Source organism: Holdemania filiformis DSM 12042 (assembly GCF_000157995.1).
In the GTDB taxonomy this organism is placed as follows: Bacteria; Bacillota_I; Bacilli_A; order Erysipelotrichales; family Erysipelotrichaceae; genus Holdemania; species Holdemania filiformis.
This window is the reverse complement of record NZ_GG657561.1, coordinates 435,210-448,373: the sequence shown is the minus strand read 5'-3', so window position 1 is coordinate 448,373 and position 13,164 is coordinate 435,210. Positions and strand designations below refer to the sequence as shown.

Annotated in this window: 13 protein-coding genes, 4 pseudogenes and 1 riboswitch; all 17 genes and pseudogenes read right to left on the bottom strand. The window is 52.9% G+C overall.

Features of this window, described 5'->3' with window-relative positions; translation table 11 throughout:
- Nucleotides 1–727: pseudogene (locus HOLDEFILI_RS20130) on the bottom strand (collagen-like protein); the annotation flags it as partial.
- 259 nt (nt 728–986) lie between these two features.
- A complete protein-coding gene (gene purB, locus HOLDEFILI_RS14780) occupies nt 987–2,282 on the bottom strand; it encodes an adenylosuccinate lyase (RefSeq protein ID WP_039865099.1) in 1,296 nt (431 codons plus the stop codon).
- A 17-nt stretch (nt 2,283–2,299) separates the two neighbouring features.
- Complete coding sequence (purF, locus tag HOLDEFILI_RS14775) at nt 2,300–3,703, bottom strand: amidophosphoribosyltransferase (RefSeq protein WP_006060624.1); 1,404 nt, start codon at nt 3,701–3,703, stop codon at nt 2,300–2,302.
- Complete coding sequence (purC, locus tag HOLDEFILI_RS14770) at nt 3,700–4,422, bottom strand: phosphoribosylaminoimidazolesuccinocarboxamide synthase (RefSeq protein WP_006060623.1); 723 nt, start codon at nt 4,420–4,422, stop codon at nt 3,700–3,702. Before purC ends, purF begins: the two co-directional genes overlap by 4 nt.
- Nucleotides 4,423–4,596: 174 nt before the next feature.
- A riboswitch (purine riboswitch) is annotated at nt 4,597–4,695 on the bottom strand.
- Nucleotides 4,696–4,767: 72 nt separating this feature from the next.
- Complete coding sequence (locus HOLDEFILI_RS20570; RefSeq protein WP_425268588.1) at nt 4,768–4,965, bottom strand: ABC transporter C-terminal domain-containing protein; 198 nt, start codon at nt 4,963–4,965, stop codon at nt 4,768–4,770.
- 315 nt (nt 4,966–5,280) lie between these two features.
- Nucleotides 5,281–5,589, bottom strand: a pseudogene (locus tag HOLDEFILI_RS20565) (ATP-binding cassette domain-containing protein); the annotation flags it as partial.
- A gap of 144 nt (nt 5,590–5,733) precedes the next feature.
- A pseudogene (locus tag HOLDEFILI_RS20560) lies at nt 5,734–6,507 on the bottom strand (ATP-binding cassette domain-containing protein); the annotation flags it as partial.
- Between the two features lie 18 nt (nt 6,508–6,525).
- Nucleotides 6,526–6,864 carry a DUF4358 domain-containing protein gene (locus HOLDEFILI_RS14760; RefSeq protein WP_167317155.1) on the bottom strand — a complete coding sequence of 113 codons (339 nt, stop codon included), beginning with the start codon at nt 6,862–6,864 and terminating at the stop codon, nt 6,526–6,528.
- Nucleotides 6,842–7,717 (bottom strand): GDSL-type esterase/lipase family protein, encoded by an 876-nt coding sequence (locus tag HOLDEFILI_RS14755; protein ID WP_006060620.1) that lies wholly within the window; start codon nt 7,715–7,717, stop codon nt 6,842–6,844. Before HOLDEFILI_RS14755 ends, HOLDEFILI_RS14760 begins: the two co-directional genes overlap by 23 nt.
- A 174-nt stretch (nt 7,718–7,891) precedes the next feature.
- A complete protein-coding gene (scpB, locus tag HOLDEFILI_RS14750) occupies nt 7,892–8,434 on the bottom strand; it encodes an SMC-Scp complex subunit ScpB (RefSeq protein WP_006060618.1) in 543 nt (180 codons plus the stop codon).
- A 2-nt stretch (nt 8,435–8,436) separates the two neighbouring features.
- Entirely contained in the window at nt 8,437–9,162 is a 726-nt protein-coding gene (locus tag HOLDEFILI_RS14745; RefSeq protein WP_039865097.1) for a segregation and condensation protein A, read from the bottom strand.
- 55 nt (nt 9,163–9,217) lie between these two features.
- Nucleotides 9,218–10,582, bottom strand: a complete 1,365-nt coding sequence (locus tag HOLDEFILI_RS14740) for a spore germination protein (RefSeq protein WP_006060616.1) — start codon at nt 10,580–10,582, stop codon at nt 9,218–9,220.
- Nucleotides 10,579–10,935 carry a stage V sporulation protein AE gene (gene spoVAE, locus HOLDEFILI_RS14735; protein WP_006060615.1) on the bottom strand — a complete coding sequence of 119 codons (357 nt, stop codon included), beginning with the start codon at nt 10,933–10,935 and terminating at the stop codon, nt 10,579–10,581. Before spoVAE ends, HOLDEFILI_RS14740 begins: the two co-directional genes overlap by 4 nt.
- On the bottom strand, nt 10,932–11,930 hold the full coding sequence (spoVAD, locus tag HOLDEFILI_RS14730) for a stage V sporulation protein AD (RefSeq protein WP_006060614.1): 999 nt from the start codon (nt 11,928–11,930) through the stop codon (nt 10,932–10,934). Before spoVAD ends, spoVAE begins: the two co-directional genes overlap by 4 nt.
- Nucleotides 11,927–12,367 (bottom strand): SpoVA/SpoVAEb family sporulation membrane protein, encoded by a 441-nt coding sequence (locus tag HOLDEFILI_RS14725; protein ID WP_006060613.1) that lies wholly within the window; start codon nt 12,365–12,367, stop codon nt 11,927–11,929. The genes spoVAD and HOLDEFILI_RS14725 overlap by 4 nt, the downstream gene beginning before the upstream one ends.
- Before the next feature lie 154 nt (nt 12,368–12,521).
- Nucleotides 12,522–12,842: an RpnC/YadD family protein gene (locus HOLDEFILI_RS14720; protein ID WP_006060612.1), complete on the bottom strand. Its 321-nt coding sequence runs from the start codon at nt 12,840–12,842 to the stop codon at nt 12,522–12,524.
- 89 nt (nt 12,843–12,931) lie between these two features.
- Nucleotides 12,932–13,164: pseudogene (locus HOLDEFILI_RS19925) on the bottom strand (hypothetical protein); the annotation flags it as partial.

Here is a 13,164-nt window from a genome sequence, read left to right as displayed (position 1 = left end):
GCGGACCCTGAACCCCAGTATTCCCCATCGGGCCTTGAATTCCCTGAGGACCCTGCGGGCCGGTTGCACCTACAGCGCCGGTGGCGCCTGTCGGACCAACTGGACCTTGAACACCCTGATTTCCTGCTGGCCCCTGCGGTCCAGTAGCACCAGTAGCTCCGGTAAATCCTCGCGGACCCTGCGGACCGGTTGGACCGGTTACTCCAGTATCACCTGGAATTCCCTGAGGACCCTGAGCCCCAATCGGGCCCTGTGCGCCGGTTGGCCCCCGTGACCCTGTCGGTCCCGGAATTCCCTGGAAGCCTCGTGGACCGGTAGCACCCGTAGCGCCCGTATTTCCCGGACGTCCCATCGGGCCAGGTTCCCCTTGCGGACCCTGCGGACCCGGATAACCGCGCGGACCAATCGGGCCTCTTGCGCCGGTTACGCCTTGCGGGCCGGTCGGACCCGGTTCTCCCTGAGGACCTTCGGGTCCCCGGCAGCCACGCGGACCTTGAGGACCCGGAACACCCGGACATCCTCTCGGGCCGGTCGGGCCCTGTTCACCACGGCAGCCCCGTGGGCCTTGTGGTCCTTGTTCGCCACGGCAGCCGCGCGGCCCCTGCGGACCTGTCGGCCCGGTGCAGCAGCATTCCGGGCGCGGACGCGGCGGGCAGCAGGAACGTGAATCTTCTTCCTCCTGCCAGTCGATCGGCCGGCAGCCATGATGTCTTCTTTCATCGTTCATCATCTTCACCTGCTTTCTGAATGAGGATTCTCATTCAATCCATACTATGGTCCTTTCCTTTCATTCGTTTGACGGCGGCCTATCCAGACGGAGGAAATCTGAATTCTTTTTCAAGAATTAACCTCCGGTTTAGGCAAAGGGTGCTAGTTCATCCCTATCTGCACTCATGAAATATCCGTTTATCAATTAAGCATAAAAAACCCGGATCTGTTTTTCTCAAGATCCAGGTTCAATAATCCATTTTATATAGAATTCAAGCCTAAAGCAAACCGACACGCTTGAATATGTCGTCGACGTGCTTCAAATGATATGACGGATTGAAACAATCATCAATTTCAGCTTTGCTTAACAACGCCGTCACCTTCGGTTCCGCTTCCATTAACGAACGGAAATCAATCTTCTCATTCCAGGATTTATTCGCGTTCGGCTGGACCAGATCGTAGGCTTCCTCCCGCGACATTCCCTTTTCAATTAACGTCAGCATAAACCGCTGCGAGAAAATCACGCCGTAAGTCTTATAGATGTTATCGCGCATATTGTCTTCAAAGACCGTCAGCGTATCGACGATCCGTGTAAACCGGTTCAGCATGTAGTCAAGCAGTTCCGTTGCATCCGGCGCGATGATCCGCTCGGCGCTGGAATGCGAGATATCCCGCTCATGCCACAGAGCGACATCCTCGTAGCTGCTCATCATGTAGCCGCGTAAAATCCGGGCGCAGCCGCACATGTTTTCAGAACCGATCGGATTGTGCTTATGCGGCATCGCGCTGGAGCCCTTCTGTCCCTTGTTGAAGTATTCCTCCACTTCACGGACTTCTGTGCGCTGCAAATGACGGATTTCCGTCGCCATCTTTTCAATCGAGGTTGCGATCAGCGCCAGCGTCGCAAAATACTGCGCATGCCGGTCGCGCTGCAGCACCTGCGTCGAGATCTTCGCCGAATGAATGCCCAGCTTTTCACAGACATAATCCTGAACGAACGGCGGGGTGTTGGCAAACGTACCGACGGCGCCGGATATCTTTCCGGTTTCCACCATCGCCGCCGCTTCCTCAAACCGCTGCAGGTTCCGGTTCATTTCTTCAAACCAGAGCGCAAATTTCAAGCCGAAGGTTGTGATTTCCGCATGCACGCCGTGAGTCCGGCCCATCATGACCGTATCTTTGTACCGCAGCGCTTTTTCCTTCAAAACATCCTGAAACCGATGCAGATCTTTCCGCAGAATTTCATTGGCCTGCTTATACAGATACCCATAAGCCGTATCGACGACGTCGGTAGAGGTCAGGCCGTAATGAACCCACTTTCGTTCCTCGCCCAGCGATTCGGAAACCGCCCGGGTAAACGCCACGACGTCATGTTTGGTTTCACTTTCAATTTCATAGATCCGGTCGATGTCAAACGAGGCGTTCTGCCACAGCTTCGCCACGTCTTCCGCCGGGATTTCCCCCAGCTGACTCCAGGCCTCGCATGCCAGCAGCTCGACCTTCAGCCACGCGCCAAACTTGCTTTCCTCGTTCCAGATCGCCCGCATTTCAGGGCGGGAATAACGGTCTAACATAGCTCTCCTCCTCTAGTTTATTTCTGTTTAATCACTTTTTGGAAACTGAACAGCGCGGTCGGATACTGCCCGCTGAAGCATGAAACACACAGATCCTGCGTCGGGATCGCCTCGCGCATCTGTTCGATCGTCATGAATTTCAGCGTATCCGCGTTGATGTAGGTGCACAGTTCATCAACGTCCATCCGGGCGCTGATCAATTCTTCATACGTCGAGGTGTCGACGCCGTAGAAGCATGGACTGCTGAACGGGGCAGAAGCGATCCGCACATGCACTTCCGTCGCTCCGGCATCTTTTAACAGCTGGACAATCCGGCGGGATGTCGTGCCGCGCACAATGGAATCGTCAACCATGACGACACGCTTGCCGCTGACAATGCTGCTGATCGCGCTCAGCTTCATGCGCACGCCGCGTTCACGCTGCTTCTGCGTCGGCTGAATGAAGGTCCGGCCGACATAGCGGTTTTTGATCAAGCCGATTTCATACGGCAGACCGCTGGCTTCGCTGTAGCCGATCGCGGCCGACAGACTGGAATCCGGCACACCGATGACGATATCCGCTTCGACGTCGTCGCTCTTGGCCAGAAGCATCCCCGCGTGACGGCGGCTGGTATGGACGTTGATGCCCTCGATGCTGCTGTCCGGGCGGGCAAAATAAATGTATTCCATCGCGCACATTTTGTGCTGAACTTGATCTGTATAATGAAAGCTCTTGACGCCGTCGCTGGCGATTCTTACGACTTCGCCTGGTTCGATATCCCGGATAAACTTCGCGCCGACGATATCAAATGCGCAGGTTTCCGAACTGATGCAGTAGCCATCCTCAAGGAACGCCAGAGACAGCGGCCGCAGACCGTTCTTATCGCGGACTGCGTACATGCAGTCCTTGGTCATGATGATGAACGCGTATGCCCCTTCCATCTTACGGCAGGCGCCCATGATTTTCTCGACGAACGTTCCCGCTTCCCGCTGGATCAGGTGCAGCATGATCTCGCTGTCGCTGCTGCCCTGGAAAATGCTGCCCAGATTCTCCAGCTCTTCTTTCAATTCGCTGGCATTGACGATCTGGCCGTTATGCACCGCCCCAAAATGACCGGTATGCGCGCGGACCATGATCGGCTGTACGTTTTCAATCTCATTGCCGCCGTCGGTCGAATACCGGACATGACCGATTGCATGAATGCCGTCCATCTTGTTGATCGTTTCAGTATTGAAGACCTCCGTGATCAAGCCCTTGCCCTTGATGCACTTGATGTTCTGACCGTCGCTGGTCGCGATCCCGGCAGCCTCCTGGCCGCGATGCTGCAGCGCGTGCAGACCGAAGTAGGACAGCGAAGCGGCCGAGCTGACATGATACACGCCGAACACGCCGCATTCCTCATGAATCTTACCGTTTAAAAAATATTCGTTTTCCATTTTCATTTTGTATTCACCCACTGGCTCAAACGCCCGTATATCTCCTCATAAGCGCCGATGACGTCGCCCATATCTCTTCTAAAACGATCCTTATCCAATTTCTTATCCGTGCCCTTTTCCCAGAATCGGCAGGTATCCGGCGAAATTTCATCCGCCAACAGCACGCGTCCGGTGCTGTCCTTACCGAATTCCAGCTTGAAGTCGATCAGGCGGATGCCGATCTGATCCAAGATTTCCTTCAACGCTTCATTGACCTGCGCGGTGATCGCGTAGATCTGATCCAGCTCCTCGCGCGTCGCCAGCCCCAGGCCGACCGCATGGGTGTCGTTGATCATCGGATCGCCCAGCTCGTCGTTCTTATAACAGATTTCATAGACCGGCGTTTTCAGTTCTGTCCCCTCGTCAATTCCAAATTTCTTCGCCATGCTTCCGGCGACGACGTTGCGGACGATGACCTCCAGGGGAACGATCCTGACTTTCTTGCACAGCTGATCGCGATCGTTCAATGTTTCGATCCAATGCGTCGCAATCCCGCGGCGATTCAGCTCGGCAAACAAAATCGTCGTAATCTTGTTGTTGAGCACACCTTTGTTGCGGATGCTGTCCTTTTTCAATCCGTTAAACGCCGTCGCGTCATCCTTATAATGGATGATCACCCGGTCCGGATCGTCGGTGGCATAGACCTGTTTGGCCTTGCCCTCGTACATCATTTCCAGCTTTTCCATTCCCTATCCTTCCTTTTCTCTCAATTGACCTTTCCAAAATAAAAAACATATTGTATCCACAATATGCACTGAAAAACTCCTAGAATGAAGTCTGCGCCTGATTCGGTCCTTTCTTCATAAAGAGTTCCTCCTTTAGGGTCACTCGGCATTCACCTTGACTGCTCATTTATAAAAATGGGGGAAAAGGTTACTTGTAGTCCACACATAGGCCAGTGGGTAGATACGTGTCAGCCGAAATTTGACACCTATACAAGTAATGCAAATCTGACTGCTATCAGATTTACAGGTATATAATACACTTCTTCCTCTTGCTTGACAATGATTTTTTAAGCTTTTTTCAGCTTTTCAGGATTGTTTTTCGCTTAGCTCCATCCAGCGCTCCGTTTTGCTTTCCAACTCGCTTTCCGCCGCCTCCCGCCGCTCGCTCAGAACCTTAAGCTGAGCATAGTCCGACGTGTCGCTGAGCTGCGCGTCCAGCTCCTGAATTTCCTGTTCCAGCACCGGCAGCCGGGCCTCGATTTCCTCCAGCTCTTTCTTTTCCATATAGGTCAGCCGGTTGGTCTTCGGCTTGACGCGGACCGTCGTTTCCCGCGGTTTGGCTTGTTCCGCTTCCGCCTGCTGCTCCAGATAATCGGTATAGCTCAGGTTACTGAAGCTCAAATGGCCCTGGCCTTCGTAGATCAACAGCTGGTCGCAGGTGCGGTCGAGAAAATAGCGGTCATGACTGACGGAAAGCACTGCCCCACCGAAATCATCGAGATAGTCTTCCAGAAGCATCAGCGTTGGAATATCCAGGTCGTTGGTTGGTTCGTCCAAAAGCAAGACGTTCGGCGCTTTCATCAGGATTCCCAGTAAACCGAGACGGCGTTTCTGGCCGCCGGAGCATTTGCCGATCGGCTGCCATTGCTGCTTCGGATCAAATAAGAATCGCTGCAGCATCTGCGAAGCGCTCACCTGCCCATCCGGCGTATCGATCACCTCGCCGATCGCGCGGACGTAATCGATGATACGCTGATCGGGATCCATTTCTTCCAGCTCCTGGGAAAAATAACCGATCCGTACCGTTTCCCCGATGATGATCTTCCCGGCGTCAGGTTGCAGCTGCCCTACAAGCAGCTTCATCAACGTACTTTTGCCGCAGCCGTTAGGGCCGATAATGCCTAAGCGCTCGTGCCGGCGGACGATGTAGCTGAAATCCGTGATCAGCGGCTGGCCGTTGATCGCTTTGGTCAGATTGCAGATCTCAATCGTCGACTTGCCTAAACGGGAACTCAGGGAGCCGAGCTTAAGCTGATCGGGATCCTGAATCCGTTCGATCGCGCTGAGCTTTTCAAAACGTTCGATACGCTCCCGGCTCTTGGTCGAGCGGGCCATCGCCCCGCGCTGAATCCACTGGGCTTCTTTGCGCAGATACGCCAGCCGTTTGCGCTCGCTGGCCCGGGCCATTTCCTCACGCTGCGCTTTCAGCTGTAAAAAGCCGGAGTAATTTGTCTGATAGGCATAAACATGCCCCGACTCCACCTCCAGAATCGCGTTGGTGACGCGGTCGAGAAAATAACGGTCATGCGTGACCATCAGCATCGCTTTATTCGATTTGATCAGCCGCTTTTCAAGCCACAGAATCATCTGTTGGTCAAGATGATTGGTCGGCTCGTCCAGGATCAACAGATCGCAGGGACGGATCAAGGCGCAGGCCAGCGCGACGCGGCGGCGCTGACCGCCGGAGCACGTGCCCACCTTCTGACTCATGTCGTTCATTTTTAACTGGGTCAGGATCGACTTGGCTTCATATTCCTGAACCTCGTCTTTTTTCTCTGCGCTTTCCAGCACGGTTTCCAAGACGGTTTTCTCCGGATCCAGCTGCGGCTGCTGCACCAGACAGGAAATCTTTTTGCCCGGTACCAACGTAACCGTTCCTTCATCCGGAGTTTCAAGACCGGCAATTAAGCGCAGCAAAGTCGATTTCCCGGCGCCGTTGACGCCGACGATGCCCCATTTTTCTTTTTCATTAATAACCAGGCTGACATGATCCAGAACCGGATCTGCGCCGTAATTTTTAACCAGATTGTCTGCCGAACAAATCAATCGCTCCGCCTCCCTTCCTTATTTCAGACCTGCGCTGCACACCGCACCGGCCTGTTCGCCGACGACGACCGCAAACACTGCGCCGTCGTTTAAAATGCAGGCATGTTCCAGCTTATCCGCTTCCTCTGGAAAATAATTGGCATTCTGCTGTTGCATTGCCGCTAAACTGGATTCGATCACCTTCCGCGCTTCGTCCGGATGGCTGACCTCAAATACCGCGATCTGATCGGCACGGGTATCCGCCGCCATTTTCATCTGCTGGTCGAGCACTTCGCCCGGGGCGAAGAAATAAAACGCGTCGATCTGATCGGTATCCACATCGACCAGCGTTTGTTCAGGATCTACTTTCCGGCTCAACTGCTCCATCACTTCCGCCACGCTCTTCGCGTTCGGCTTGGCCGGGCTCTGGCAGCCTGCGATCAACAGCGCTGTCAGGATCAATACACTCCATTTTTTCATTGTTGCTCTCTTCCTCCACATGTGTTTTGATATAATTTTGATAAATTTTGAAACCGGCGGCATTCAGATGCACGCCATCGTCCGTCAGTTCCGCGCGCAGATCGCCGTTTTCATCCGTGAACAGCGGCGCCGGATCAAGCAGATAGACTCGTTTTTCCTGCGCCAGTTCTGTAAAAATCGCATTGTATTCAGCGATTCTTTCCGGTGTAACCTCTTTTTCACGGGCATAACCTTTGGCGCTGCAAGGATAAATTTTTTGAAGCAGCAGCACGGCGTCCGGCTGGATTTCGCGCAGTCCGTCGATCAAACTGCCCAGCTTCTGTTTGAAAACTGAGCTGTATTCCCATCCCAGTTCGTTGTAGCCGACGATCAGAACCAAACGCCGGTAAGGTTTATTTTCCAAGGCTTCCCATACGGTCTGTTTCTCGGTTCCTTCCCCAATCACCTTTTTGATCTGCCACTGGTTGATCGACAAGCCGATCGAAGCCAGGACGTCCGACTGCGGAAATACCTCGTAGTCAAAAACGCCGACAGCCCGCGAATCGCCTAAAAACGCCGTATCGGAAAAGAATTCATCCGAGACCGGCGCGGTCTCCGCCAGCGGCTGGCTGTAATCAAATTCCGTGATTGTTCTATAACAAAGACACCCTTTCGGCGTCGTGTTTTCTTTCAAAATGGCGGAAGAATCCACCGGTTGTCCAGCACAGCCGGTTAAACAGAACGACAGGAGTAAACTCAAGCTTTTTTTCATCTCACTCACCTGCCTTCTCTATTTTACAACCTTTTGAACGAAGTGCAATTCTTCTTTCATGAAAGAATGTAGAATTCGCTTACTTTCGCAGGAAGGAAATATTTTCTGATTCGATAGCCCAGCTTTTTTATTTCCACATAAAATAGAATGATGAGTTTAAAATGAAAAAAGGATCTATTCAAACAGATCCTCACTTTCGCTTTCCGTATAGTCCGGCAGTTCCGGCAGCTCATTAAGGCTGACCAGCTTGAAGCTGTCCATAAATTCCTCGGTCACTTCAAACAGAATCGGCCGTCCGGGAGCTTCTGAACGTCCCGCTTCCCGGATCAGTCCCCGCGCCTGCAGCTTACGCAGCATCATATCGCAGCCTACGCCGCGGATTTCTTCAATTTCCACCCGGGTAATCGGCTGCTTGTAGGCAATAATCGCCAAGGTTTCCAGCGCCGATTGCGACAGCGCCGTGTTTTTGGCGTTCGCGAACAGCTTCTGCGCGTAAGGATGAATTGAAGCTTTGGAGACAAATTTGAATACTCCACCGTAATCAACGACCTCAATCCCGCGCTGATCCTCTGCGTACATCCGCTGTAAATCCTCGAGCACCCGCTGCGCCTCGCTTTCGCTGATATCCAGCACCGCCGCACATTGCGGCAGCGTCAGACCTTCGTCGCCGACGATAAACAACAAACCCTCGACGATCGTCAACGCTTGATTTTCCATGGTTAAGCTCCCCTCCTAAACCAGATCGTATCCGCATCGTCGACAGTAAAATACAACTGATGCGTATGCGCCATATCCAGAATCGCCAAAAATGTGACGATCGTTTCATGAATTTCATGACAGTCTTCCAAAAGCCGTTCAAAGCTGAACGTTTCCGGTAAATCCGCTAACCGCGCCGTGATCTGCAGGATCCGGTCCTCAACGGAAATTTCCTTCGCCGTATATTTTGTTTCAATCGGTCTTAACAGCTGCATCCGGCGCAGACATTTTGTCATCGCTTTCGCCAGTTCATACGGACTGCCCTGCACGGGTTGGTTTTCATTGGCTTTGATCCATTCCTCCGATTCGATGGAAATCGGCTTGGTTATTTGACGCTGCCGGTCCAGATACAGCTGCTTGAGCTGTTCGCTGATTTCCTTAAACTGTTGATATTCCAATAACCGGCGGACTAAGCGGTCTTTGGGATCTTCCTCATAGGCATCGTTGAGTTCCGCTTCCTGCTTCGGCAAGAGCTTCTTGCTTTTGTATTCAATCAGCGTCGCCAGTTCGACAAGATATTCACTGCATACTTCCAAATGCATTTCTTCCATCTTATTTAAATACAAAAGATACTGTTCTGTCAAAACATGGATATCCAGATCAAACAGATCCAGTTCCTTTTCCTTGATCAGATGCAGCATCAGATCGAGCGGTCCTTCAAACTGATCTACGGCGACTGTAAACGACACAAAAAACCACCTCTTGTTTCTCATTATAACAAAAAGTGGCTTTCAGCACTAGATTTTATTTCTTATCCATCGTGAAGTTGCCTAAGAACAGCCGTTTGAATTCTTTTCCGTTGAACGGAATGAGCGGATATAGATAGGGAAAAGGACCGACCTGGGTTTGTAAAAGCAGGATCAGATGGATCAGGATACCGATCAAAAAGCCGCGGTAACCGCCGATCACCACCATCACGATCAGCGCCAGGCGCACAATTTTATTCGCCATCGACAACTCATAGCCCGCGGTTACGAAATTACCGATGTTGACGATTGCCGTCATAATCAGGATCTCCTGCGTATAGGCTCCGTAGGCAATCGGCGCGTCGCCCAGCACAAACACCGCAACGATGCCCAAAAGGCTGGAAAGCATCAACGGCGAATGAATCAGGGAGAGCCGGATCCACTCGATCAAAAGATCCGCGATCAAAACCTGCACGCCGAAAGTAATCGGCCCGGGGATTTCGGGCAGCGGCAGGTTCAGGCGCGTCGGATTCTGCTGCATGACCAGCACCATCCATAAGGGCAAAAGATAAATCGAACAGAACACGCCGGCCAGACGGATCGCCCGCATGACCAGCGAGATCGCCGGAGTCTGGGTATATTCCTCAATCTGCTTGGTCTGTTCAAAGAAGGTTGTCGGCAGGATCACCGCCGAAGGGCAGTTGTCAACCAGAATGATCAGCGAGCCCTGAAGCAGATGAATCGCCGCGATGTCGGGCCGTTCGGTATAGCGCACGTGCGGATAGGGATTCCACGTCTGTCCATACATCAGCTCGCACAGCTGGCGTTCGCTGGTCACCTCCGCATTGGCCGGCAGATGATCGATCCGATTTTGAAAATCGTGAAGAATCGAGGGATGGATCAGATCGCTGATGTATAAAACAAAGATATCGGTCTTCGTCCGGCTGCCTTTCTGATAGGCCTTCGTCACCAGCTTGGGATCACGGATCCGCCGCCGCACCATCCCCAGATCCAGCATGATATGCTCGATGAAGCCGTCGCGGGCGCCGCGAACACTCTTCTCAACCGTCGGCTCGCTCGGCCCGCGGGTCGGATAGGAACGCGTATCGACGATAAACGCGTACGCGCTGCCTTCCAAAATGACCAAAGTCTGGCCCTGCAGGATCTTATCGAGCGCGTCCTCCAGACTTCCCGCCTGAGTTACCGTCGCTGGAAAGAATGCCAGATTGCCCTTGTCGAAGACCAGACTTTCAACGATCGGTTCAATGGAGGTTGTACCGGTCACCCCGCCGACGAACACCAGCAGGCATTGCCGGTCGTTGACGTTGACCGAACGGATCGTCAGGTCGAAACAGTCGGTCGCCTGCCGCAGCCAGTCAACGTTCTTCCAGGCTTCCGCTGAAAACGGGGTCTTCCCGGTCATAGCTTCGGCTTAAAGATCAGCGCCGCTAAAAACGCAAAGTAGATCGCGCTGGTAATCCCGGCCGCCGTCAGATCCAGCATCCCCAGCGGAATCCCTAATAAGCCTTGCTGCGCCACTCCGTCCATAACGGAATGCATCAGCGAATGGCCAAAGCTGGTGATCGGCAGCAATGCGCCGGCATGGCCGAATTCAACAAGCTTATCATAGAGATTAAAGAAATCAAGGAACGCACCGAGCACGACGAACAAGCTCGTAATGTGCCCGGGCGTCAGATTGGTATTATCGTAAATCAGCTGTCCGGCCAGACAAATCAAGCCGCACACGACAAACGCACCGAAATATTCCATAATCATTCACCGACCGTCCCTTCATATACGATGGCGTGCGCAATGCACGGGATTGACTCCTTCTGCTGCACAATCACCGTCGAAAGCAGCGCGCCGGTCGCGACGACCATGATCTTATGCAGAGCTTTGGTTCTTAACAGATCGAACAAATAGGCGATCGTCACCACCGCGCTGCACGCGCAGCCGCTGCCGCCGGCAAACACTTCCTGATGTTCGCGGTCATAGATCAGAAGACCGCAGTCGATCAATTTATCATGCGGATCCATGCCCTTCTGCTTGAACAGATCGATCAGCATGCTTCGGCCGATTTTGGACAAATCACCGGTGACGATCAGATCATAGTCGTCAAAACTCGTCCCGGTGTTCTCAAAATGCCGGCAGATCGTATCGAAGGCGGCCGGAGCCATCGCGCTGCCCATGTCATTAGGATTGGTGAACTGCCAGTCGAGAATCCGGCCCAGCGTGGCCTGTGTCAAACGGATCGGCGTCTTTTCATGTTGGAAGATCATCGCGCCCGCCCCCGTAACCGTGTAGGTCGTTGTTTCCGGCTTCTGGACACCGTATTCATTCGGATAGCGGAACTGCCGTTCCGCCGTCGCGTTGTGCGAACTGGTTAAGCCCAGCACCCGTTCGGCGTGACCGCTGTCGATCCACATCGCGGCGTTGGCGGCGATCAGTGTGGAATTGGAACAGGCGCCGTATAAGCCGATAAACGGTATTTCGAGGTCGCGGGCAAAATAGTGGCTGGTCCCCAGCTGATTGAGAAGATCGCCACCCAGGATCAGATCGAGATCGCTGGTTTTACATCCCTGCGCCCGCAGCGCATGATCGCAGGCTTCAGACATCAGCCGCCGCTCAGCCTGTTCATAGGTTTTCTCTTCGCAATAAATGTCGTCGAACAGCTTGTCAATTTTATCCTTTAACGGACCCTGGGCTTCCATCGGACCCGCCGCCGTTCCGCAGCCGCCGACAAAGACAGATTGAAAATGCAGCGTCTTCATAACAGCGACACCACCCATCGCAGCAAGCCCAGCGTATACGCCGTGGCGATGCCGTAAGTCAATACGGATCCGGCCAGCTTAAACATCGTACTGCCGATGCCGTAGATCGGCCCTTCGCTGCGTCCTTCCATGGCGCAGGATGTCAGCGAATTGGCAAAGCCGGAAATTGGAATGAACAGACCGGCCCCGCATTTCTGCGCGAGCTTATCGTAAATGCCCAGTCCTGTCAGCAGCGCCGTGATAAACACGACGGTGATGACCATCGGCCCGGCTGCGGCCTTGGCGTCTAAGCCCAGCAGCTGTTGATACATCGTTAAAAGACCCTGACCGATGATCCCCATCACCCCGCCGCTGACAAACGCCCACAGCGCCTTGCCTAACGTTCCCTTTTTCGGTGCGGTCCGCTTGGACGCTTCTTTATAGCCTTGTGTACTCATCAAGATTCCTCCTGTCTATCCGCTAGTATGGACAGGATTTTTCCGAACAAACATCAAGACCGCAAAAACCCGGCAGACTTCTTTATTCAGTTAAAACGGAGGAAAAATAGAAAAGGCGGCAGACGCCGCCGGTGATAATTTCTTTTCGCTGATATTAGTCGCTTGCCAGATGGGATTGCTCTGAGTAGTCCTCAGTTTGATTAAAACCGGAAACGATTTCTTTTTTTAACTGTTCCAGTTGTTGAAGACTGATCTTGGTACAGAGCTGGATGAGCTGATCATTACAATGATTTCTCAGCATTTCCTTTGCGGTTTCTAATCGTTGCTTTTCAATGCCTTCTGCTCGTCCTTCTGCCCGGCCTTCTGCCAAGCCTTCCCGTTTGCCTTCATAGCGCAGCTGCGCCATGTCCATCATCCGCCGGTTATGCTCAAACGCCGCATCCCGCATCGCCGGATCACTGCTCATTCGCTTCATTACCCTGTCCGCCTCCTTAAAGATTTCCTACCCGATCAAGGATTTAGATCTTCTAGTTCTTAAACTTCATCTGGATCAGCTTCCTCTTTTTAGTCGCTTGCCAGATGGGATTGCTCTGAATAGTCCTCAGTTTGATTGAAACCGGAAACTATTTCTTTCTTTAACTGTTCCAGTTGTTGAAGATTAATCTTGGTGCAGAGCTGGATGAACTGGTCATCGCAATGATTCCTTAGCATTTCCCTTGCAGTTTCTAATCGTTGCTTTTCAATGCCTTGTCCAATACCTTGTTCAATACCACGTTCAATACCTTGTTGGATGCCAC